Origin of the sequence: Variovorax gracilis (genome assembly GCF_030317115.1) — a bacterium.
In the GTDB taxonomy this organism is placed as follows: domain Bacteria; phylum Pseudomonadota; class Gammaproteobacteria; order Burkholderiales; family Burkholderiaceae_C; genus Variovorax; species Variovorax gracilis.
The window spans coordinates 188,256-209,473 of record NZ_JASZYF010000004.1; the positions used below are offsets into that span (position 1 = coordinate 188,256).

Consider the following 21,218-nt stretch of genomic DNA (forward strand, 5'->3'; position numbering starts at 1 on the left):
CAGAAGAACGAGGAGAAGAAATGAAGGCATTGCGTCGATTCCTGTCCGCGCTGGCGTTGGCGGCACTCTTGCCGATGGCGATGGCGCAATCCGCGGCAACGGCGCAGCCGGCGGCCGGCAAGACAGAGGTCCTTTGGCTGGGCCAGTCGGCTTTCCGCATCACCACGCCCGGAGGCAAGGTGATCGTCACCGATCCCTGGCTGCGGCAGAACCCGCTGACCCCCGCGGAATACAAGAACCTCGACGCATTGGGAAAGGTGGACGTGCTGCTCGTGACGCATGGGCACCTGGACCACTTCGCGGATGCTCCCGAGCTGGCCCTCATGCACAGGGTGCCGATGTATGCGCCGGGTGACATGAACCAGACGGTCGGGCTGCTCGGCATCCTGCCCGCCAACCTCGTTCCGCGCTTCAACAAGAGCGGCACGGTGACGCCGGCGCCGGGCATCAAGGTCACGGCCGTGCATGCCGAGCATTCGTCGATCGTCGTGTGGAAGAACCCGGCGACCGGCAAGGACGAGGCGCATCCGGGCGGCGAACCGGTGGGCTACATCATCGAGCTGGAGAACGGCTTCCGCATCTACCACATGGGCGACACGGGGCTGTTCATGGACATGAAGTTCATCGCCGACCACTACAAGCCCGACCTCGTGCTCATGCCGATCGGCGGCCACTTCACCATGGGGCCCGCAGATGCGGCCTACGCCACCCGCGAGTGGCTCAAGCCCAGGGCCGTGATTCCGATGCACTATGGCGCCAATCCGCTGGGCAAGGGAACGCCCGCGGAATACATCCAGGCGCTCGGCGAGACCGGCACGCGGGTCCTGCCTCTCAAGCCGGGCGAAAAGGCAACGTTCTGAACGACCGCCAAGGAGAACATCCCATGGGATTGACGCTCGGAATCATCGGCTATGGCGAAGTGGGCGGCATCTTCGGACGCGGCTTGCTGAAGCAGGCGGGCATCGATGCCGTCTGGGCATGGGACCTGCGGTTTGCCGATCCCGCCGCGCGAGCTGCCGCCGAGGCGGATGGCATGCGTGCTGCGGACGGGATGACCGGCTTGTGCGCCCATGCGGACCTGCTGATCTCGGCGGTGACCGCGTCCAACACGTTCGCGGTCGCCGAGGAAGCCGCGCGGTACGCACGGGCCGGCGCCCGCTTCCTCGACCTCAACTCTGCATCACCCGGCACCAAGCAGCGTGCAGCCGCCGCGCTCGAAGCCGCGGGCGTCGGCTACGTCGAGGCCGGCGTCATGACCTCTGTGCCGCCCTACGGCATCCGCGTGCCAATGCTGTTGGGCGGTACTCAGGCAGAGGCACTCGCGGGGACGCTGGGTAGCTGGGGCATGGATGCGCGCGCGGTGAGCGACCGCATCGGCGTCGCGTCGGCCATCAAGATGAGCCGCAGCATCATGATCAAGGGGCTGGAGGCGCTCGTCATCGAGAGCTACGCCACGGCGCGCAGCCTTGGGGTCGAGGCGCACGTGCTGCCCACCCTGAAGGAGACCTTTCCGCAGATCGACTGGGATCGGCAAGGCGCCTACTTCTTCAGCCGCGTGGTGCAGCACGGCAAGCGCCGTGCGGAGGAAATGCGCGAAGCGGCGCAGACCGTGAGCGAGGCGGGCTTCGAGCCTCTCATGGCGGCCGCCATCGCGAACAAGCAGGACTGGGTTGCCCGGCAGGCGCGGGCCGGCGTCTTCGAGGGTTTGGACGGCAACAGCCCCTGGGAGGCTTATGCGGACCGTCTGATCGGGGCGAGGAAGGGCGGGTAAGGCTGCGCTCCTCGCGCGCGCCTCACTGGAACACGACGCGCGCGGTCGCCGCTGCTTCCTTCCAGACCGCCTCGCGATTGCCTGCGTGCACAGGCGCCGGTTCCACCGACAGGATGATCACGTTGACAGTGGCGCCGCTGTAGTGCGCGCGAAGCATCACCTTGAGTTGGGTGGCCGTGGGAACCGCGCGCACCTCCTCGCCATCGGGCGCATGCAGCGGAACGTCCGCAGTCGGCGCTGCGAGATAGCGGTCGATGGCCGGAAGTGCCATCGTCAATCGCTGCCCGACCTTGAAGACATGGCCTTCCCGCGCGCGGAGTTCCATGGAAAACGCGGGCAGCTTTTGCGGGCGAGTGAGTAGTTCCTTCTTCTGCCGGGCAACGGCGGCGGCCTCGTCGGTCAGGGCCTGTGGAACGGAGTCTGCAAAGCGGATGTTCATGGACAGCGATGTTGGTCTGGAGCGCACGGGGAAAATGCCGGCGCAGTGTACGTCCGACTTGGCGACTTGCATGACAAGTGCGCGGCACGGCGCTTCCGAACTGCGTCAAATTCGTCGCGGCGCGTCAGATCCCGCGTTGGCCGACCCGCCTGGACAACGCTTCGGCACTCTCCTTGCGCTCGCTGTAACGGTCCGTCAGGTAGGGGCTGAGGTCGCGCGTGAGCAGGGTGAACTTGAACAGTTCTTCCATCACGTCGACTACACGGTCGTAGTAGCTCGAGGGCTTCATGCGGCCGGCTTCGTCGAACTCGAGGTAGGCCTTGGCCACGGACGACTGGTTGGGGATGGTCAGCATCCGCATCCAGCGGCCGAGCACGCGCATCTGGTTGATGGCGTTGAACGATTGCGAGCCGCCGGAGACTTCCATGACCGCCAGGGTCTTGCCCTGCGTCGGCCGCACCGCTCCGAGGGCCAGCGGAATCCAGTCGATCTGCGCCTTCATGATGCCGGTCATGGCGCCGTGCCGCTCGGGAGAGGTCCACACCATGCCTTCGGACCACTCGGCGAGCTTGCGCAGTTCCTGGACCTTGGGGTCGGTGTCCGGGACGCTGTCGGGCAACGGCAGGCCCGCGGGGTTGAAGATCCTCACTTCGCCGCCCATGGCTTCGAGCAGTCGCGCCGCTTCCAGCGTCAGGAGCTTGCTGTACGAGCGCTCGCGCAGGGAGCCGTAAAGCATGAGGAAACGCGGGCGGTGCACGGAGGGCTCGCGGGCGACGAGTCGCTCCCGCGTCGGGACCTCGAACAGCGCCGCGTCGAGCGCGGGGAAGGTGGGCGGCTTTTCAAGCACGACGCACACCCTCGTCGACCACGAGCTGCCCGTCCTCTTTGGTGAAGGGCGTGAGCTTCGGCGTCGGGAGGATCTCCAGCACCGCTTCCGAGGGGCGGCAGAGCCTCGTCCCCAGGGGCGTCACGACGATCGGCCGATTGATGAGGATGGGGTGCGCGAGCATGAAGTCGAGCAGGTCCTCGTCGGACCACTTCGGGTCCTCCAGGCGCAGTTCGGCGTAGGGCGTTCCCTTTTCGCGCAGCAGCGCACGCACGGGGATACCCATCGACTGAATGAGCGCCCGAAGACGATCCTTGCTCGGTGGTGTCTTGAGGTATTCGATCACCTGCGGCTCCAGGCCGCCATGCCGGATCAGCGCCAGCGTGTTGCGTGACGTCCCGCAGGACGGGTTGTGATAGATCGTGATTTCAGTCATGGTATTCAGATCGACTTCGGCTCGGGTGGCCGTTGGCCGTCTTCATACCAGCCTTGCGTCCGGTTCACGACGGCCACCACTGCGAGCATCAGGGGAACTTCGATGAGCACGCCGACCACCGTGGCCAGCGCAGCGCCGGACTGGAAGCCGAACAGGCTGATGGCGGTGGCCACTGCCAGCTCGAAGAAGTTGCTTGCTCCGATCAGCGCGGACGGCCCGGCCACGCAGTGCGCGACGCCGAGCCTGCGGTTGAGCAGATAGGCCAGGCCCGAGTTCGCGATGACTTGAATGAGGATGGGCACTGCAAGAAGTGCGATCACCAGCGGCTGCTCAAGGATGGATTCACCCTGGAAAGCAAAGAGAAGAACCAGCGTCACCAGGAGCGCCGAGATCGAGAACGGGCCGAGTCGCTCGGCCACGGCCTGAAAGCGCTCGACGCCTCGGCGCATCAAGACCTTGCGCCAGAGCTGCGCAACGACGACGGGCACCACGATGTAGAGGCCGACCGATGCGAGCAGTGTGTCCCAAGGCACTGCGATGGAAGAGAGCCCGAGCAGCAGCGCGACGATGGGCGCGAACGCCACCACCATGATCGCGTCGTTCAAGGCCACCTGCGACAGCGTGAAGTACGGGTCGCCCTTGCAGAGCTGGCTCCACACGAACACCATCGCGGTGCAGGGTGCGGCTGCGAGCAGGATGAGTCCGGCCACGTAGTTGTCCAACTGGTCGGCGGGAAGGTAGGGCGCAAACACGTGGCGGATGAAGATCCAGCCAAGCAATGCCATCGAGAACGGCTTCACTGCCCAGTTGATGAACAGGGTGACGCCGATGCCCCGCCATTGCGACGCGACCTGGCCCAGCGCGCTGAAGTCGATCTTCAGCAGCATCGGAATGATCATGACCCAGATCAGGACCCCGACGGGCACGTTGACCTTGGCGACTTCAAGCCTCGCCACGGCCTGGAAGAGACTGGGCCATGCCTGTCCGAGCCAGATGCCCGCAACGATGCAAAGCCCGACCCAGAGGGTCAGGTAGCGTTCGAAGAAGCTGATGGCGGGCTTCGCGGCCGGCGCACCCCCGACCGAGAGTGGCGGCGTGCTCATGGAGCAGGCGGCAGCGTCAGCACTTGCACGCACTGCCAGTGGTGTCCACGGCGCACGCTGCACCCTGGCAACAGTTGTCGGTGAGGTAGCCGAGCAGTGCATTCATGTTGTCGTACTCGGCCCGGTAGATGAGGTTCCGGCTGGCTCGCTCCTGACTCACGAGCCCGGAGTTCGCCAGTTCCTTGAGGTGAAACGACAAGGTGGCCGGGGGCACGTCCATGGCTTCCTGCATGACACCGGGCGTAAGGCCGCCCTGGCCGGCGACCACCAAGGCGCGAAATACTTCGAGGCGCAGCGGATGGGCCAGCGCGGAGAGGGCCTGGACGACCTGGTTGATTTCCATAATTCGAGAATAATCGAATTAATGATCCGAAGCAAGCGTCCGTCGACGGGGGCGGACGCCCTCGAAATCCGATGTGAGAGCATCGCCCCCCGAGGAGTACCCGCCATGTCCGAAACCCATCCCCTGCCGCCCCAGGGCCCGCGCCCCACGCTCGAACAGATGGTGCGCCACCTGCGCCGTTCCAACGAGGTGGCCCGTCGCGCCATCGCCCTCGGCCACCACCCCTTCGGCGCCGTGCTGGTCGGACCCGACAACGAGACCGTGCTGCTGGAGCAGTGCAACATCGACACCGTCAACCATGCCGAGTCGACGCTGGCGCGCGTGGCCGCGACCAACTACACGCCCGAGTTTCTCTGGGGCTGCACGCTCTACACCGCCGTCGAGCCCTGCTGCATGTGTGCGGGCACGGCCTACTGGGCCAACATCGGGCGCGTGGTGTATGGCATGACGGAGGCGCAATTGCTCGCCGAGACCGGCAGCCATGCCGAGAACCCCACGATGAGCGTGTCGTCGCGCTACGTCTTCGACCACTGCCAGAAGCCGGTGGAGCTGATCGGGCCGGTGGTCGAGATCGCGCCGGAGACCATCGAGATGCAGCGAGCGTTCTGGGCGACGCGCTGAAGGGGCTGGCCTCGCCCATGCCGGCGGTCAGAAGAAGACCTTCAGCACGCGATTGATCAGGTCGGTCGCCGAGAACATCGTCAGCGTGAGCGGCAGCACGGGCAGCAGCGTGGTGATCGCCAACTGAAGGACGGTGTGCCAGGTGAAGGGCGCCCATCGCATCTCCTCCACCACGACGAAGCTGTGGCCGATGTCGGCCAGGGACTGGATGTCCTTGTTTCCGAGCAGCGACTCGTCGGGCGGTTCGCCGCGCACCCACTTCTGGTCGAACTCGCGCACGTAGCGTTGCGCCAGCGCGCCGTATTCGCGCTTGCCCGCGCGCGCTGCCGCATCGAGCTGAATGCTGAAGGCGAGCAGCGGGCCCAGCACGACGAACACCATCACGGCCACGATCCCGATGAGCTCGACTTCGAAATCGAGCAGATTGGCGCCGCCATAGAGGATGCGGTCGGCGATCATGCCGGCGAGCAGAGCGCCCTGCGCCAGGAGGAACGGCGCAAACGTGACGCGCACCAACGACAGAAAGCCCAGGCCGGCACAGCGATCAGGATGGGTGGGCACCAGTTTCAGGTCGATGCGCGACACGTGCCACAGGAAGCGAGCCCAGATGAACAAGCGGAAATACCAGCGCAACAGGAGGAACTGGAACAGCGGCAAGCTCACGAAGTCCAGCCACCAGCCGGCCAGAGATGGCCGGAACCTGGCTTCGGACGTCACGCCATGCCAGCTCGACACACCGAGCTCCAGCTGCGCCCGCCAGGTGAACAGCAGGCCGGCGGTGTAGACGATCGCTATCAGCAGCACCTCGGCCGCGACCGAATTGCGCAGGCGCATGGCCGAGGTAACGGCCTCGTCGAACTGCGGTCGCGCGGCATCCGGTATCAGCCCGTGCTCGAGGAACTGGCTCGTCACCAATCGCATGCGCCGGTGGACGATCAGTTCTGCGGCCACCAGGAGCGGCAGCGCGACCAGCAGGCGCACGTGCGTTTCGATGTCGCGCAGGAAGGGCATGTCCACGCTGCGGCCCCAGGCCTGCCCCTCGGTGATCGACAGCAACAGCAGCGGCGCCCATGCGAACAGCACGATCCAGAAGACGCGCCGATGCAACATCTCCAGCGCATTGCCGGACAACCGGGTGCGTCGCCAGAGTTGGTGCAGGGGCCCGCCCAGGAAGAGCGAGAAGTCGGCCGATTCATCCGCGAGCGGGTGGTCGCGGGAGTGCGCTGGAACCATTTTGTCGCGGCCCTCGTCATTGCTTCGGCGGCGCGTCACGCGGAAGGCCTTCGGCAGCGATGCCGACGCCGACGCGGAAGCGGACCGGGAGCGAAGTCGTCAATGGGTACGCGTTCATGGTACCCGTACTGCGTCGGATGCGATGCTTCTCGCGCGCCCGCCCGAGCGTGCGCCGGCTGTTACGGGAGCCGGCCGGGCAAGCCGTTGCTTTTTGCGTCGACGTCCTGTCGAATGGCGACCTTCCTCGCCATTTCCAGGAGACTCATACATGACGCGTGTCTTCAACTTCAGCGCGGGCCCCGCGACCCTGCCCGAATCCGTGCTTCGCCAGGCGGCCGACGAGATGCTCGACTGGCGAGGCAGCGGCATGTCGGTCATGGAGATGAGCCACCGTGGGAAGGAGTTCATCTCCATCCACGCCGAGGCCGAGAGCCTGCTGCGCGAGTTGCTGGGAGTGCCGGCCAACTACAAGGTGCTGTTCCTGCAGGGCGGCGCCATCGGCGAGAACGCCATCGTGCCGATGAACATGCTGCGCGGCCGCGCGAGCGCCGACTACATCGACACCGGCGAATGGTCGAAGAAATCGATCAAGGAAGCGAAGAAGTACTGCAAGGTCAACGTGGCCGCCAGCAGCGAGGCGGGCGGCTACGCCAGCGTGCCGCGGCAGGACACCTGGAAGCTCGATCCGGATGCTGCCTACGTTCACATCTGCTCGAACGAGACCATCGGCGGCGTCGAATACCACTGGACGCCCGACACCGGCGACGTGCCGCTGGTGGCCGACATGTCGAGCAACTTCATGTCGCGCCCGGTCGACGTGGGCCGCTACGGCCTGATCTACGGGGGCGCGCAAAAGAACGTCGGGCCGGCGGGGGTCACGATGGTGATCGTGCGCGACGACCTGATCGGGCAGGCGCTGCCGATCACGCCTTCTGCCTTCGACTACAAGATCCAGGCCGACAACGACTCGATGTTCAACACGCCGCCGACCTACACGATCTACATCGCCGGCCTGGTGTTCAACTGGATCAAGGCGCAGGGCGGGCTGAAGGCGATGGAAGCGCACAACCGCAAGAAGGCCGCGGTGCTTTACGACCACCTGGAGACCACCTCCTTCTTCTACAACCCGGTGGCGCGCGAGGACCGATCGCTGATGAATGTGCCCTTCAAGCTGCGCGACGAGTCGCTCGACGAGTCTTTCCTCAAGGGCGCGCAGGCTCGCGGCATGGTGCAACTCAAGGGCCACCGGTCGGTCGGCGGGATGCGAGCGTCGATCTACAACGCAATGCCGATCGAAGGCGTGGAAGCGCTCGTCGAGTACATGAAGGAGTTCGAGGTCAGCCATGGCTGACCGGCTCAAGATCCTGGTGCTCAACGAGGTCTCGGCCAGGGGGCTGCAGCGACTGCCGGCTGATCGCTACGTGACGGGCAAGGACGTGACGGCGCCTGACGCGGTGCTCGTGCGATCGGCCGACATGCACGCGATGGACATTCCGCACAGCGTGCGGGCCATCGCCCGTGCCGGTGCCGGTACCAACAACATCCCGGTCAAGGCGATGAGCGAGCGCGGTGTGCCGGTGTTCAACGCGCCAGGCGCCAACGCCAACGCGGTCAAGGAACTGGTGGTGGCGGCGATGCTGATGGCCGCGCGCAACCTCTCCGGTGCCTTGCGCTTCGTCGACGAGTTGGGCCCCGGCCGCGCCGACATGGAGAAGATGATCGAGAACGGCAAGAGCGCCTTTGCCGGCTTCGAGCTGGCCGGCCAGACGCTGGGCATCGCGGGCCTGGGCAAGATCGGCTGCCTGGTGGCCGACGCGGCGATCAAGCTGGGCATGAACGTGCTCGGCCACGACCCCGACATCACCGTCGATGCCGCGTGGAGCCTGCCGTCGCAGGTGCGGAAGGCCGCGAGCGTGGCGGACGTGCTGCGCAACGCGCAGTTCGTGACCTTGCACGTGCCGCTGGTGGATGCCACCCGAAACATGGTCAACGCGGACAACATCCGCCTGATGCCCCCCGGCGCGGTGCTGCTGAACTTCTCGCGCGAGGGCGTGGTCAGCAACGAGGCGGTGCTGGCATCGCTGGCCGCGGGGCACCTGGGGCGCTATGTATGCGACTTCCCGAGCGCCGCCCTGCTGGGGCACGAGCGCATCGTGTGCCTGCCGCACCTGGGCGCCTCCACGCGCGAGGCGGAAGAGAACTGCGCCGTCATGGTCGCCGACCAGCTGCGGGACTTCCTGGAGGACGGCAACATCGCCAACGCGGTGAACTTCCCGAGCGTCAGCATGGGGCGCGAATCGGCCTATCGCGTGGCCATCGCCAACGCCAATGTGCCCAACATGCTCGGCCAGATTTCCACCGCGATGGCGAATGCCGGCCTGAACATCCACAACATGGTCAACAAGTCGCGTGGCGACATGGCCTACACGCTGGTCGATATCGACAGCGCCGTGAGCCCGGCCGTGCTGGCCGACATCGCCTCGATCGACGGGGTGCTGTCGGCGCGCTACCTGCCGCGCGCGTCGCTCTAGCCTCTCTTTTTGGCACCACGCCGGGAAGGGGCACTTGCATCCCGATGCCCCCCGGCGGGAGACTGGCCTCCCGAACGGAGACACACCATGCCCATTACGAGCGAACTTGAAGCCACAGTCAAAGCGCTGGTCCAGAAGGGCAGGGGTATCCTCGCCGCCGACGAAAGCGGCCCGACGATCGCCAAGCGATTCAAGTCGATCGGCGTGGAGTCCACGGAGAACAACCGGCGCGCCTATCGCAGTCTGCTCCTCTCGACACCGGACCTCGGGCAGCACGTCAGCGGCGTGATCCTGTACGAGGAGACGCTGGGCCAGCATGCCGCGGATGGCGAGCCCTTGCCGCAACTGGCGGCGCGACAGGGCATCGTGCCGGGCATCAAGGTCGATGCCGGCAAGGTTCCGCTGGCACTGGCGCCGGGCGACGAAATCACGCTGGGGCTGGACGGCCTGGCGCAACGGCTCCAGGGCTACAAGCAGCAGGGCGCGCGCTTTGCGAAGTGGCGCGCCGTCTACAACGTCTCTGACGCGCTGCCCGGCCGGGCAGCGATCGAAGCCAACGCGGAAGCACTCGCGCGCTACGCCGCCGTGTGCCAGGAACTGGGGGTGGTGCCCATCGTCGAGCCGGAAGTCCTGATCGACGGGGACCACACGATCGCCCGCTGCGCCGAGGTCACGCAGGAGGTGCTGCACGAGGTGTTCCATGCGCTGCAGCGGCACCATGTGGTGCTGGAGCACATCCTGCTCAAGCCGAGCATGGTGGTGCCCGGAAAGAGCCATGCCCGGCAGGCGACGCCGCCCGAGGTGGCCGCGCAAACCCTTCGGGTCCTGCGCCGCACGGTCCCTGCCGCGGTGCCGAGCATCAACTTCCTGTCGGGAGGGCAGTCGCCTTCCGAAGCGACGGCCAACCTGGACGCCCTCAACCGTCTGGGGCCGCAGCCCTGGAACCTGAGCTTCTCCTACGGGCGCGCCCTGCAGGACCCGGCACTGCAGGCCTGGCAAGGCAAGGCCGATCTGGCTCGCCCGGCCCAGGACGCGCTGCGCAAGCGCGCGCGGCTCAATGGGGCGGCGAGCGAGGGGAAGTACGACGCGGCGATGGAGAGCGACGAGGATCGATGATCGAAACACGCCGTACCCGCCGGGTAGCATCGGCGCACGCCTGAATTCGCGTGACGACATTCGGGGCTCCGAAGATTCATTCACGATGCAGGGGAAGATCCGATGAATACCCGCCACTGGCAATGCGGCAAGGCATTGCTTGCAAGCGGCGCCGCCGCGCTGTTGATTGCTTGCGAAGCGCCGCCCGCCGGGCAACCTGGCGAATGGGCGCCGAACCCGCCGAATCCGAACGCGCCCTATCCGGCTGAATCGCGAGAGAAGGGTGAGCAGGGAACGGTACTGCTGCACGTGCGAACGACGCCGGACGGCCGGCCTGTGGCCATCGAGGTGAAGCAGTCGAGCGGCTATGCACGCCTGGACCGTTCGGCCACCGAGACGGTCTGGAAATGGAAGTTCAAGCCGACGCCCGACGACGGCAGGGTGGTCTGGCGGGAGGTGCCGATGCGCTTCTTCATCACGTCGCCGCCTCCGCAGGCGACGCTCAACTAGGCGCTGTCGCGGCCGGCGCACGATGCCGGGCTATTCCTACTTGGGGGCCTGCCTCGCGGCGAGACCATGAAGGCTGTTGCATAAACAGGATCCCTCATGTTGACCTCCTTCAGCCTCGACCCTTCCATGGTCGCCACCATCGGCGGCGCCTTCTATCCGACCGGCTACTCGATGGTGATGTTTCCGGACGAAGCCACGGCGGCCTCGGTGGGCACTGAATTGAGCACACGGCTGCAGGACAGCGAAGTGTTCCTGCTGACCCCTGCGACGATCTTCTCGCAAATCACGCCCACTGTCAGCGACGCCGACGACCCTCTTCCTTCCGCCGGCACCGAGGGCGCCACGGTGCGCGCCTACACCAAGCTGGCGAAGGACGGTCACCACGCGCTGCTGGTGAAGACGCCGGACGAGGAGACGGCGGAACGGATGATGGAGGTGGTGCGTCGCGCCCCCTATTCCATCGCGCAACGCTATCGCATGCTGGTCATCGAGGACCTGTGAAGCCGGCGCCGGCCCGGCGTCCCCCGCAGCGCCCGCTGCCTGTTTGATGCGCTCCGCGCTTGCTGGCCCTTCACATAAGATGGGCCCGCCCCGGCAAGGCCGACCCGGTCTTGCCCCGACCCGCGGAGCTGCACTCAAGATGAACCACCGGTTTCAAACCTTCGTGTATGGCACGGCCATTGCGCTGATGATCGGTTGGATCTTCTTCATCGGGCGGGACGTGTTCGTGCCGATCATGTTCAGCGTCATCGTGGTGTACGTGATCCTCGGCCTCGCGCGGCTGATCGCACGGATTCCGCTGGTCGGACCGTCCCTTCCGCCTTTCGTCATCTCCATCCTGTCGGTGCTGATCATCGCGTTCGGCCTGTTCATGGTGGTCTACACGATCCTCGCGAACAAGGACAGCGTCATCGCCCAGGCACCGCGCTACCAGGAGTCGTTGCTGGCGGCGGTGCAACAGGTGGCGGTCTTCTTCCATGTCGAGGCCGAGCCGACATGGACGACCTTGCGGCGCGACTTCCTCGCGCAGGTGAGCCTTCAGCGACTGGTCGGATCGGCGCTGTCGTCCGTGTCGTCGATCTTTGCCAGTGTGGTCATCGTGGCCCTCTACGCCTGCTTCCTGCTCGTGGAGCGGACCCACCTCGACGCGAAGATCGCCAGCATCGCCAGCAGCCCGCAGCATGCGCAGCGCATCCGGCAGGTGATCGCCGACATCAACTCCAGGGTGGGCGCCTATCTCGCGCTCAAGACCTTCCTGGGCGTGCTGCTCGGTGCGCTGAGCTACGTGGTCATGCGTTTCACGGGGCTCGAGTTCGCGCCGTTCTGGGCGGTGATGATCGTGCTGCTGAATTTCGTTCCGTACATCGGCTCGTTCCTGAGCGTGTTGCTGCCCGGCGCGATGGCACTGGCGCAGTTCGGCGATGCGTCGCATGTCGTTCCGATCCTGCTCTGGCTCACCGTGATCCAGTTCGTCATCGGCAACTTCATCGACCCGTACGTCATGGGGAACTCGCTCAATCTCAGTCCCTTCGCGATCCTGGTGAGCCTCGCGGTGTGGGTGGCGCTGTGGGGCGTGCCCGGCGCCTTCCTGGCGGTGCCGATCACCGCGATGCTGACGATCATCTTCTCGGAGTTTCCGGGCACCCGGCCTTTCGCCGTGCTCCTGTCGCGCAACGGCCAGCCCTGACAACCTCACTTTGGTCGCGTTGCGGGCGGACCGGAGTCGAGTGTTTAATGTTTTTCCTGGGAGATCCAAGCGTCCAAGGAGACATTGACAATGATCAAGATCCGTTCCGACCGCCGTGCCCGATCGCATTCGCCGTGGCGCTCCGCCGCCCGCATGCTGGCAGTTTCGATGGTGGTCCTGGCCGCCCATCCGGCGTTTGCCGCCGATCCCGATGTCCCCCGTGCCGAGCAACTGGTGCGCGATGGCAAGTACCAGGAAGCCTACGATCTGCTCGCACCGTTCGAGGCCACGAGCGCGAACGATGCCACCTTCACCTACCTGCTGGGCCGCGCCGCGCTCGGCACCCAGCGCGGCGAAAAGGCCAAGGCGCTGTTCGAGCGCAGTCTCGCGACACAGCCGGACAACGTTGCTGCGCATCTCGCCCTCGGCCGCGCCTACTTCGCGCTCGGGCAGTACGCCGAGGCGAAGATCGAGTTCGAGACGGTGCTGCGCTTCGACAACCTGCCGCCCGACGTTCTGTCCCAAGTGGAGATCTACGACCAGGCAGCGCGGCAGTCTCTCGACGAAGGCAGGGCGCTGACGGGCTTCGGCTATGCGGAAACAGGCGTTGGCCGCTATCGAGTCAACTCCACGCGAGGCACCGATGCATTCGGCGGGGGCGACCGGCGCGACACCTTCTACAACGCGCGTGTGGGCGGCGGCGCGAACTATGCGCTGCAGAACGGCTACGCGATCGACGCAAACCTGGACTACCGCTTCAGGTACTACGACAACTCCGAGAGCAGGAACGATTCCGACCTGCGCTGGAGCCTCGCAGGCAGCAAGACGCTGGGCGACAACAACCTCGCGGCCGGGTTCAGGGGCAGGACCAGCTACCGCGGCAACAGCGACTACCGCAACGACGTCTCCATCTTCACCGACTACCGCATACGCTACGACCCCGACAACCAGTTCACGCTGGGCGCGGACGTGCGGCGACGCCGGTACCCGGAAGGCAACCTGCGTGACAGAAGCCGCACCACCGCCGTGGCCACTGCCGGCTGGGTGCGGTCGTTCATGGACGGCCAGGGCAGCTTTTCCGTCACGGGGCACGCCGGGCACAACTACGCGACGAGCCGTCCCGACGGCGACTCGGACGTCTATGGTGCGACGGTATCCCTGGACTTCACCGTGAACAACAAGCTGAGCTGGGGCACTTTCGCGTGGTGGGAGCGTGACTCCTTCAACGCCGACAACGTTCACTTCCATCCCGACACGCTCGACAACACCGTCATCCTGCGGCGCAGGGACAACCTGTACGAAGTCGGCGCGTATCTGGTCTGGGAGTTCGTGCCGACATGGACACTGCGCCCGGAGATTCTCTGGATCCGGGACCAGAGCAATTCGGTCGGCTTCAACTACAGCTCCACCGAGGTGTGGATCAACGTGCGCAAGGCCTTCTAGGCGGGTGCTGCGCGGTGCCCGATGGTGCTATTGACAAAGGTGCATGAGCCACTGATGCTCATTTGCACCGGGTATGAGGTATGAGTCGTGAGCGCGCAAAGCCGTTGCTGCTTCCCCTGAAAGCGGCATTTCATCAGTGCTCCAGCGCGACGTGGGCCTTCAGGGATTGAAGTTCGAATCAATTCAAACGAGTGAGGAAATTCCATGGCTTCGACTGAACAGAAAATGTCGCGAATGCAACTCACCGCGATGGTGGTGGGCGGCATGGTCGGCGCGGGGATCTTCTCGTTGCCGCGCACCTTCGCTAATGCGACCGGCCCCTTCGGCGCGGTCATTGCATGGCTCATCGCCGGCACGGGCATGTACATGCTGGCGCGAGTCTTTCAATCTCTTGCCGAGCGCAAGCCCGATCTCGATGCCGGCGTCTTCGCCTATGCCAAGGCCGGATTCGGCGACTACCCGGGTTTTCTCTCCGCCTTCGGCTACTGGATCGGAAGCTGCATCGGCAACGTCTCCTATTGGGTGCTGATCAAGTCCACGCTGGGCGCGTTCTTCCCCGTCTTCGGTGATGGCAACACCGTGGTCGCGATCGTGGTGGCATCGATCGGCATCTGGCTCTTCCACTTCATGATCCTGAAGGGCGTGCAACAGGCAGCCTTCATCAACAGCGTGGTCACGGTGGCCAAGATCATCCCGATCCTGGTCTTCATCGTGATCCTCATCTTCTCCTTCAAGATGGACCTGTTCCGCGGCAACTTCTACGGCGGCGGGCTGGAAGGCGGCATCTTCGAGCAGGTGCGGGCGACGATGCTCGTCACCGTCTTCGTCTTCCTGGGTATCGAGGGCGCGAGCGTCTATTCGCGTTATGCCAAGGAACGCGCGGACGTCGGCAAGGCCACGATCCTCGGCTTCATCGGTGTCACCGGCCTGATGGTGCTCGTCACGATGCTGCCCTACGCGGTGCTGGACCGGCCCGAGATCGCCGGCATGCGCCAGCCCTCCATGGCCACGGTGCTCGAGGCCGTGGTGGGGCCCTGGGGCGCGATCTTCGTGAGCATCGGGCTCATCATTTCCGTGCTGGGCGCCTATCTCGCGTGGTCGCTCATCTGCGCCGAAGTGCTGTTCACTGCCGCGAAGACGAAGGACATGCCGGCGCTCTTCGCGAAGGAGAACGCCAACAAGGTGCCTGCCAATGCGCTCTGGCTGTCGAACATCATCGTGCAGCTCATCGTCATCACCACTTACTGGTCGAGGGATGCGTTCTCGCTGATGCTGAATCTCACCAGCGCAATGGCGCTGATTCCGTACCTCTTCGTGGCCGCCTACGGCTTCATGCTGTCGAAGCGCGGCGAGACCTATCAGATGCGCCCCGGCGAACGCAAGCGCGACCTCATCATGGCGGGCATTGCCTGCGTCTACACGGTCTTCATGATCTATGCCGGCGGCCTCAAGTTCCTGCTGCTGTCCGCCGTGCTCTACGCGCCCGGAACCATCCTCTACATCTGGGCGCGCCGCGAACAGGGCAAGCAGGTCTTCACGGCCATCGACTGGATCATCTTCATCGTCGCGGTGATCGGTGCCGTCATCGGCCTGTACTGGCTCGCCACGGGTTACATCACCATCTAGCCACTCCGGCTGGGTACTCACACAGGAGAACGTCATGGCAACAGAGACAAAGCCCGCCGCATTCGGTGTCCACTCCGAAGTCGGCCAACTGCGCAAGGTGATGGTGTGCGCGCCGGGCCTGGCGCATTCGCGCCTCACGCCCAGCAACTGCGACCAACTCCTGTTCGACGACGTGCTGTGGGTGGAAAACGCCAAGCGCGACCACTTCGACTTCGTCACCAAGATGCGCGATCGCGGCGTCGAGGTCGTCGAGATGCACAACCTGCTCGCCGAAACCGTCGCGGTGCCGGAGGGCAAGAAATGGATTCTCGACAACCAGGTCGTGCCCAACCAGGTCGGCCTGGGCTTCATCGACGAGCTGCGCAGCTACCTCGAAGGACTCGACAACCGCACGCTGGCCGAGACCCTGATCGGCGGCCTGTCGACCAACGATTTCCCGGAAGCCCACGGCGGCAAGGCACTCGAAGTCGTGCGTGAAGCGGCGGGCGCCACCGAGTACCTTCTGCCGCCGCTGCCCAACACCCTCTACACGCGCGACACGACCTGCTGGATCTACGGCGGTGTCACCCTCAACCCCCTGTACTGGCCGGCACGCCACGAGGAGACCATCCTCACCACTGCCATCTACAAGTTCCACCCCGACTTTTCCGGCAAGGTGAACGTATGGTGGGGCGACCCGACCGAAGACCATGGCCTCGCCACGCTCGAAGGCGGCGACGTCATGCCCATCGGCAAGGGCAACGTCCTGATCGGCATGAGCGAGCGCACTTCGCGCCAGGCCATCAGCCAGCTCGCGGCCACGCTGTTCAAGAAAGGCGCGGCCGAGCGCGTGATCGTCGCGGCCATGCCCAAGATCCGTGCGGCGATGCACCTGGACACGGTCTTCACCTTCGCCGACCGCGACTGCGTGCTGCTCGCGCCCGACTTCATGAACCAGACGCGGACCTACTCCTACCGTCCGAGCAGCCATCCGAGCGGTGTCGAGCTGCATGCCGAGAACAAGCCCTTTGTCGACGTGGTCGCACAGGCGCTGGGCTTCAAGAAGCTGCGCGTCGTGGAGGCCGGCGGCAGCGACTACCAGCGCGAACGCACCCAATGGGACAGTGGCGCGAACCTGGTGTGCGCCTCGCCGGGCGTGGTTTATGCGTACGACCGCAACACCTACACCAACACGCTGCTGCGCAAGCAGGGGATCGAAGTGGTGACCATCGTCGGCGCCGAGCTCGGGCGCGGTCGTGGCGGCGGCCATTGCATGACCTGCCCGATCATCCGGGATCCGGTGGACTTCTGATTGCCGGGCGGCAGGAAGCAGCCGCCCCTGTTCATTTATTGATAGGACGACCTCCGTGTCTGTGAAATCCACTGTTCAGCGAGTTGGCCATCTGCACAGAACGACAACCGTCCTCGCACTCGCGGCGCTGGCGCTGCTCTCGGCGTGCAAGCGCGGCGAAGAGGCGCCGGTGGCGGAGATCCGGCCAGTCCGCGTGATGACGATCGAGACGCGCTCGATCGGTGACATCGTGACCCTCACGGGCACCGTGCAGGCGCAGACCGAGATCAACCAGTCGTTTCGCATCGATGGAAGGCTGGTCGAGCGCAACGTCGAGATCGGCGACCGGGTGAAGCCCGGCCAGGTGCTGGCTCGCCTCGATCCGCTGAATGAGGAAAGCAGCCTGCAATCCGCGAGGGCGCAACTGACGGCGGCGCAGGCGCAGAGCGTGGAGGCCCGCAACAACCACAGGCGGCTGCGGGATCTGCTCAAGGAGGACGCGGTTTCGCGCGCGTCGTTCGAGCAGGCCGAGGCGCTGCTGAAGGTGGCGCAGTCGCAGGTCGAGTCCGCCCAGTCGCTGGTCACGCTCGCCCAGAACCGGCTGAGCTACACACGGCTGGTCTCCGACGTGTCCGGCATCGTGACGGCACGCGGACCCGAACCGGGAGAGGTGGTGCAGGCGGGGCGGATGATCATCCAGGTGGCGCGCGAGGGCGCGCGCGATGCGGTCTTCGACGTGCCCGCGCAAGTCAAGAACAGCGCGCCTTCGGATCCCGAGATCACCGTCTCGCTGGTGAGCGATCCGAACATCATTGCCAAGGGCCAGGTGCGCGAGGTCTCGCCCCGCGCCGATCCGGTGACCGGCACGTTCAGCGTCAGGGTCCGGCTGATCAACGCGCCCACCGCGATGCGCCTGGGAACGACGGTGAACGGGCGCATGAAGCTCGACAGCGCTCCCGCCATCGACATACCTGCCTCGGCGCTGACGCGATCGGGCAAGAGCGCCTCCGTGTGGGTGGTCGATCCGAAGGCGGGCACGGTCTCGGCCCGCGCGATCGAGGTGCGGGCCTATGACGCCGCGCGGGTCCAGGTCACCTCGGGGCTGGCGCCCGGCGATGTGGTCGTGACCGCGGGCGTGCAGGCGCTGCGGCCCGGCCAGAAGGTCCGGATGCTCGAGGCCGCGCAGTGATCGGCCCGAACCTGTCGGAGTGGGCGCTCTCCAAGCGCTCGCTGGTGATCTTCCTGATGATCATCGCGGTGATCGCGGGCACGCTGTCCTTCATCCGCCTGGGGCGCGCGGAGGACCCGGTCTTCACCTTCCGCACTATGGTGGTGGCGGCAGGCTGGCCCGGCGCCACCGTGGACGAAACACTGCAGCAGGTCACCGAGCGGCTCGAACGTACGCTGCAGGAGACCAACCATCTCGACCGCGTGCGCAGCTACACGGTGGCCGGCCAGACGACGATATTCGTCGACCTGAAGCAGTCGACGCCGCCAGGCGAGGTGCCGGACATCTGGTACCAGGTGCGCAGGAACATCGGCGACATGCGGCAGACCTTGCCGGCCGGCGTGGTCGGGCCCTTCTTCAACGACGACTTCGGCAGCACCTTCGGGATCATCTACGCGTTCACGGCGGACGGCTTCACTTTCCGCGAGCTTCGCGACTACGTCGAGTCCGCCCGCTCGCGCCTGCTGCAGGTGCCCGACGTCTCGAAGATCGAGGTCATGGGCGCGCAGGACGAGCAGATCTACATCGAGTTCTCGACCGAGCGCCTCGCGGGCCTGCGCCTCGACTATCCGACCATCGTCGGCGCGCTGCAGGCGCAGAACATCGTGCGACCGGCCGGCACCATCCAGACCGAGCAGGAGCGCGTGTTCATGCGCGTCACCGGCGCCTTCGATTCGGAGCGCGACATCGAGGCCGTCAACCTCGTCGTCGGCAACCGCATCATCCGCCTGGGCGACATCGCGACCGTACGGCGCGGCTTCGTCGATCCGCCGCAGCCGATGTTCCGCGTCAACGGAAAGCCGGCGATCGGGCTGGCGATCGCGATGCGCGATGCCGGGGACATCCTGGCGCTCGGCAACAACATCCGCGCCGAGATGGTCGACATCACGGCGAACCTGCCGCACGGCATCCAGCCCACGCTGGTCGCGGACCAGGCGGTCACGGTCGACGTCGCCATCAACGACTTCATGGCCTCGTTGTGGCAGGCCATCATCATCATCCTGGTGTGCAGCTTCGTGAGCCTGGGCGTGCGGCCCGGCACGGTGGTGGCGCTGTCGATCCCGCTCACGCTGGCGATCGTGTTTGCCATCATGGACGTGCTGAACATCGACCTGCACCGCGTCTCGCTGGGCGCGCTGATCATCGCGCTGACCCTGCTGGTGGACGACGCGATGACCACTGTCGACGCGATGATCAATCGCCTCGCAGCCGGCGATACCAAGGACCAGGCCGCGACCTTCGCCTACCGCACGCTCGCCGCGCCGATGCTGATCGGCACGCTGGTGTCCATCTCGAGCTTCGTTCCCATCGGCTTCGCTCGGAGTTCCGCGGGCGAATACACCTTCTCGATTTTCGCCGTCGTCGCCATCGCTCTCATCGTGTCGTGGCTCGGCGCCGTGATCTTCTCGCCGCTGGTCGGCAAGGCGATCCTGAAGGCGCCCAAGCCCGATGCCGAGCCGCCCGAGCCGAGCAAGGTGGTCAAGATCTACGGGAGCTTCCTGCGAGGCGCGATCCGTGCGAAGTGGCTGACCATCGGGCTGACCATCGCCGCCTTCGCGGTGACGATCTTCCTGCTGCAGTTCGTGCCGCGGCAATTCTTCCCTGCGTCGGACCGTCCCGAACTGACGATCGACATGACCCTGCGGCAGAACGCCTCGATCCATGCGACGCAGGCCCAGGCGGAGCGCTTCGAGGCGCTGCTGAAGGAAGACGCCGACGTGGACCACTTCAGCACCTATGTCGGGCGCGGCGCGATCCGCTTCATCCTCACGCTCAACGTGCAGCTCGCCAACCCCTTCTTCGCGCAGTTCGTCGTGGTCGCCAAGGACCTCGATGCGCGCGACAGGCTTCAGCTCAAGCTGGAGAAGGCGCTGGCGGAGCAGTTCCCCGACGTGGTGGCGCGCGTGTCTCCGCTCGAGCTGGGGCCGCCGGTGGGCTGGCCGCTGCAATACCGGGTGACCGGGCCGGACGCGAACCAGGTGCGCAAGTACGCGCTCGAACTGGCCGATGTCCTGGGCTCGGATGCGCGCGTGCGCCACGTCAACTACGACTGGATGGAGCCCGCGCGGCAGGTCCGGGTGCACATCAACCAGGACGAGGCGCGGCAGCTGGGCGTGAGCACGCGCACGCTGTCGGGCATCCTGAACGCGGCAGTCACGGGATCGCCGGTGACGCAGGTGCGCGACGACATCTACCTCATCAACGTCGTGGCCCGCGCCACGGACGATCAGCGCGTGTCCTTCCAGACGCTGAGTTCGCTGCAGGTGCCCACGCCGACCGGGCGCATGGTGCCGCTGAGCCAGTTCGCGACCTTCACCGAGGAGCAGGAGCTTCCGCTCATCTGGCGGCGCAACCGCTTGCCTACGCTGACCGTCCGCGCCGACGTCGTGCACGGCGTGCTGCCGGACGAGGTGGTCGAGAAGCTCGCGCCGAGGATGGTGGAGTTCAACGCCAGGCTGCCGAAGGGCTACAAGGTCGAGACCGGCGGTCTGTTCGAGGAAAGCGCCGCGTCGAGCGCCTCGGTGTATGCCGTCGTCCCGCTGATGATCGTGCTGATGCTCGTGAGCATGATGGTGCTGCTGGTGAGCTTCCGGCGGCTGGCGATGGTGGTCTGCATCATGCCGCTGGGGCTCATTGGCGTGGTTCTCACGCTGCTGCTGTTCAACCGGCCGCTGGGCTTCGTCGCGATCCTCGGCATCCTGGCGCTGATCGGGATGATCGCGAAGAACGCGGTGATCCTGATCGTGCAGATCGAGACCTACCGCGCCGAGGGCCAGAGCGTCCTCGATGCGGTGATGGCCTCCGGCACATCGCGCATGCGCCCGATGATGCTGACGTCGATATCGACCGTGCTGGGGCTGATCCCGATCGCGCCGACCGTGTTCTGGGGTTCGATGGCTTTCGCCATCATGGGCGGGCTGCTGGTGGCCACGCTGCTGACGCTGGTGTTCCTGCCGACGGTGTACGTGGCGGTGTTCGGCAAGGAGAAACCGCCGCCGCGCGACGAGGCCTTCGATCCCGCGACCGATCCGGCGTGACGGACGAGGAGCATTCGC

The 21,218-nt window shown here is 65.7% G+C and carries 20 protein-coding genes; 14 read left to right on the plus strand and 6 right to left on the minus strand.

The window, feature by feature from the left end:
* The first annotated feature begins 20 nt into the window (after positions 1–20).
* Together QTH97_RS10755 and QTH97_RS10760 are read left to right on the plus strand one after the other, a co-directional pair.
* Positions 21–860, plus strand: a complete 840-nt coding sequence (locus QTH97_RS10755) for a metal-dependent hydrolase (protein WP_444813416.1) — start codon at positions 21–23, stop codon at positions 858–860.
* Between the two features lie 23 nt (positions 861–883).
* Positions 884–1,771, plus strand: a complete 888-nt coding sequence (locus QTH97_RS10760; protein WP_286568126.1) for a DUF1932 domain-containing protein — start codon at positions 884–886, stop codon at positions 1,769–1,771.
* A 22-nt stretch (positions 1,772–1,793) separates the two neighbouring features.
* Here the strand turns inward: QTH97_RS10760 and QTH97_RS10765 are convergent, their stop codons facing one another.
* The 5 genes from QTH97_RS10765 to QTH97_RS10785 are packed head-to-tail and all read right to left on the minus strand — an operon-like array spanning position 1,794 to position 4,918.
* The gene (locus QTH97_RS10765) at positions 1,794–2,282 is read right to left on the minus strand and encodes a hypothetical protein (RefSeq protein WP_286568127.1); all 489 of its coding nucleotides are present in this window, start codon (positions 2,280–2,282) and stop codon (positions 1,794–1,796) included.
* Between the two features lie 52 nt (positions 2,283–2,334).
* Complete coding sequence (gene arsH, locus QTH97_RS10770; protein ID WP_286568128.1) at positions 2,335–3,057, minus strand: arsenical resistance protein ArsH; 723 nt, start codon at positions 3,055–3,057, stop codon at positions 2,335–2,337.
* The gene (gene arsC / locus QTH97_RS10775; protein WP_286568129.1) at positions 3,050–3,472 is read right to left on the minus strand and encodes an arsenate reductase (glutaredoxin); all 423 of its coding nucleotides are present in this window, start codon (positions 3,470–3,472) and stop codon (positions 3,050–3,052) included. Before arsC ends, arsH begins: the two co-directional genes overlap by 8 nt.
* Positions 3,473–3,477: 5 nt before the next feature.
* Positions 3,478–4,575, minus strand: a complete 1,098-nt coding sequence (gene arsB, locus QTH97_RS10780; protein WP_286568130.1) for an ACR3 family arsenite efflux transporter — start codon at positions 4,573–4,575, stop codon at positions 3,478–3,480.
* 16 nt (positions 4,576–4,591) lie between these two features.
* Entirely contained in the window at positions 4,592–4,918 is a 327-nt protein-coding gene (locus tag QTH97_RS10785) for an ArsR/SmtB family transcription factor (RefSeq protein WP_286568131.1), read from the minus strand.
* A gap of 105 nt (positions 4,919–5,023) precedes the next feature.
* Here QTH97_RS10785 and QTH97_RS10790 point away from each other — a divergent pair, with 105 nt between their 5' ends.
* The gene (locus QTH97_RS10790; RefSeq protein ID WP_286568132.1) at positions 5,024–5,539 is read left to right on the plus strand and encodes a nucleoside deaminase; all 516 of its coding nucleotides are present in this window, start codon (positions 5,024–5,026) and stop codon (positions 5,537–5,539) included.
* A 27-nt stretch (positions 5,540–5,566) separates the two neighbouring features.
* Here the strand turns inward: QTH97_RS10790 and QTH97_RS10795 are convergent, their stop codons facing one another.
* On the minus strand, positions 5,567–6,772 hold the full coding sequence (locus QTH97_RS10795) for a hypothetical protein (RefSeq protein ID WP_286568133.1): 1,206 nt from the start codon (positions 6,770–6,772) through the stop codon (positions 5,567–5,569).
* Positions 6,773–7,040: 268 nt separating this feature from the next.
* On the opposite strand from QTH97_RS10795, the gene serC reads away from it, so the two are divergent.
* The 11 genes from serC (at position 7,041) to QTH97_RS10850 (ending at position 21,200) form a co-directional block, all read left to right on the plus strand.
* Positions 7,041–8,123 (plus strand): 3-phosphoserine/phosphohydroxythreonine transaminase, encoded by a 1,083-nt coding sequence (serC, locus tag QTH97_RS10800; RefSeq protein WP_286568134.1) that lies wholly within the window; start codon positions 7,041–7,043, stop codon positions 8,121–8,123.
* Positions 8,116–9,303 carry a phosphoglycerate dehydrogenase gene (locus QTH97_RS10805; RefSeq protein WP_286568135.1) on the plus strand — a complete coding sequence of 396 codons (1,188 nt, stop codon included), beginning with the start codon at positions 8,116–8,118 and terminating at the stop codon, positions 9,301–9,303. The genes serC and QTH97_RS10805 overlap by 8 nt, the downstream gene beginning before the upstream one ends.
* An 87-nt stretch (positions 9,304–9,390) precedes the next feature.
* On the plus strand, positions 9,391–10,419 hold the full coding sequence (locus QTH97_RS10810; protein WP_286568136.1) for a class I fructose-bisphosphate aldolase: 1,029 nt from the start codon (positions 9,391–9,393) through the stop codon (positions 10,417–10,419).
* Between the two features lie 102 nt (positions 10,420–10,521).
* On the plus strand, positions 10,522–10,908 hold the full coding sequence (locus QTH97_RS10815) for an energy transducer TonB (protein ID WP_286568137.1): 387 nt from the start codon (positions 10,522–10,524) through the stop codon (positions 10,906–10,908).
* A 96-nt stretch (positions 10,909–11,004) separates the two neighbouring features.
* The gene (locus QTH97_RS10820) at positions 11,005–11,409 is read left to right on the plus strand and encodes a hypothetical protein (RefSeq protein ID WP_286568138.1); all 405 of its coding nucleotides are present in this window, start codon (positions 11,005–11,007) and stop codon (positions 11,407–11,409) included.
* Positions 11,410–11,548: 139 nt separating this feature from the next.
* A complete protein-coding gene (locus tag QTH97_RS10825) occupies positions 11,549–12,595 on the plus strand; it encodes an AI-2E family transporter (RefSeq protein ID WP_286568139.1) in 1,047 nt (348 codons plus the stop codon).
* Between the two features lie 90 nt (positions 12,596–12,685).
* A complete protein-coding gene (locus tag QTH97_RS10830; protein ID WP_286568140.1) occupies positions 12,686–14,038 on the plus strand; it encodes a tetratricopeptide repeat protein in 1,353 nt (450 codons plus the stop codon).
* Positions 14,039–14,242: 204 nt separating this feature from the next.
* The gene (locus QTH97_RS10835) at positions 14,243–15,664 is read left to right on the plus strand and encodes a basic amino acid/polyamine antiporter (protein ID WP_286568141.1); all 1,422 of its coding nucleotides are present in this window, start codon (positions 14,243–14,245) and stop codon (positions 15,662–15,664) included.
* 100 nt (positions 15,665–15,764) lie between these two features.
* Positions 15,765–16,955 (plus strand): arginine deiminase, encoded by a 1,191-nt coding sequence (locus tag QTH97_RS10840; RefSeq protein ID WP_444813422.1) that lies wholly within the window; start codon positions 15,765–15,767, stop codon positions 16,953–16,955.
* A 55-nt stretch (positions 16,956–17,010) separates the two neighbouring features.
* Positions 17,011–18,123 (plus strand): efflux RND transporter periplasmic adaptor subunit, encoded by a 1,113-nt coding sequence (locus tag QTH97_RS10845; protein WP_286568143.1) that lies wholly within the window; start codon positions 17,011–17,013, stop codon positions 18,121–18,123.
* Positions 18,120–21,200 carry an efflux RND transporter permease subunit gene (locus QTH97_RS10850; protein ID WP_286568144.1) on the plus strand — a complete coding sequence of 1,027 codons (3,081 nt, stop codon included), beginning with the start codon at positions 18,120–18,122 and terminating at the stop codon, positions 21,198–21,200. The genes QTH97_RS10845 and QTH97_RS10850 overlap by 4 nt, the downstream gene beginning before the upstream one ends.
* Positions 21,201–21,218: the final 18 nt, after the last annotated feature.

Bases quoted from the DNA above. Each gene is read 5' to 3' on its own strand.
- QTH97_RS10755 (WP_444813416.1), top strand. From the start codon at position 21: ATGAAGGCATTGCGTCGATTCCTGTCCGCGCTGGCGTTGGCGGCACTC.
- serC (WP_286568134.1), top strand. From the start codon at position 7,041: ATGACGCGTGTCTTCAACTTCAGCGCGGGCCCCGCGACCCTGCCCGAA.
- QTH97_RS10830 (WP_286568140.1), top strand. From the start codon at position 12,686: ATGATCAAGATCCGTTCCGACCGCCGTGCCCGATCGCATTCGCCGTGG.
- QTH97_RS10835 (WP_286568141.1), top strand. From the start codon at position 14,243: ATGGCTTCGACTGAACAGAAAATGTCGCGAATGCAACTCACCGCGATG.
- QTH97_RS10805 (WP_286568135.1), top strand. From the start codon at position 8,116: ATGGCTGACCGGCTCAAGATCCTGGTGCTCAACGAGGTCTCGGCCAGG.
- QTH97_RS10810 (WP_286568136.1), top strand. From the start codon at position 9,391: ATGCCCATTACGAGCGAACTTGAAGCCACAGTCAAAGCGCTGGTCCAG.
- QTH97_RS10760 (WP_286568126.1), top strand. From the start codon at position 884: ATGGGATTGACGCTCGGAATCATCGGCTATGGCGAAGTGGGCGGCATC.
- QTH97_RS10840 (WP_444813422.1), top strand. From the start codon at position 15,765: ATGGTGTGCGCGCCGGGCCTGGCGCATTCGCGCCTCACGCCCAGCAAC.
- arsB (WP_286568130.1), bottom strand. From the start codon at position 4,575: ATGAGCACGCCGCCACTCTCGGTCGGGGGTGCGCCGGCCGCGAAGCCC.
- arsC (WP_286568129.1), bottom strand. From the start codon at position 3,472: ATGACTGAAATCACGATCTATCACAACCCGTCCTGCGGGACGTCACGC.
- QTH97_RS10785 (WP_286568131.1), bottom strand. From the start codon at position 4,918: ATGGAAATCAACCAGGTCGTCCAGGCCCTCTCCGCGCTGGCCCATCCG.
- QTH97_RS10820 (WP_286568138.1), top strand. From the start codon at position 11,005: ATGTTGACCTCCTTCAGCCTCGACCCTTCCATGGTCGCCACCATCGGC.
- QTH97_RS10815 (WP_286568137.1), top strand. From the start codon at position 10,522: ATGAATACCCGCCACTGGCAATGCGGCAAGGCATTGCTTGCAAGCGGC.
- QTH97_RS10765 (WP_286568127.1), bottom strand. From the start codon at position 2,282: ATGCAAGTCGCCAAGTCGGACGTACACTGCGCCGGCATTTTCCCCGTG.
- QTH97_RS10825 (WP_286568139.1), top strand. From the start codon at position 11,549: ATGAACCACCGGTTTCAAACCTTCGTGTATGGCACGGCCATTGCGCTG.
- QTH97_RS10790 (WP_286568132.1), top strand. From the start codon at position 5,024: ATGTCCGAAACCCATCCCCTGCCGCCCCAGGGCCCGCGCCCCACGCTC.
- QTH97_RS10795 (WP_286568133.1), bottom strand. From the start codon at position 6,772: ATGGTTCCAGCGCACTCCCGCGACCACCCGCTCGCGGATGAATCGGCC.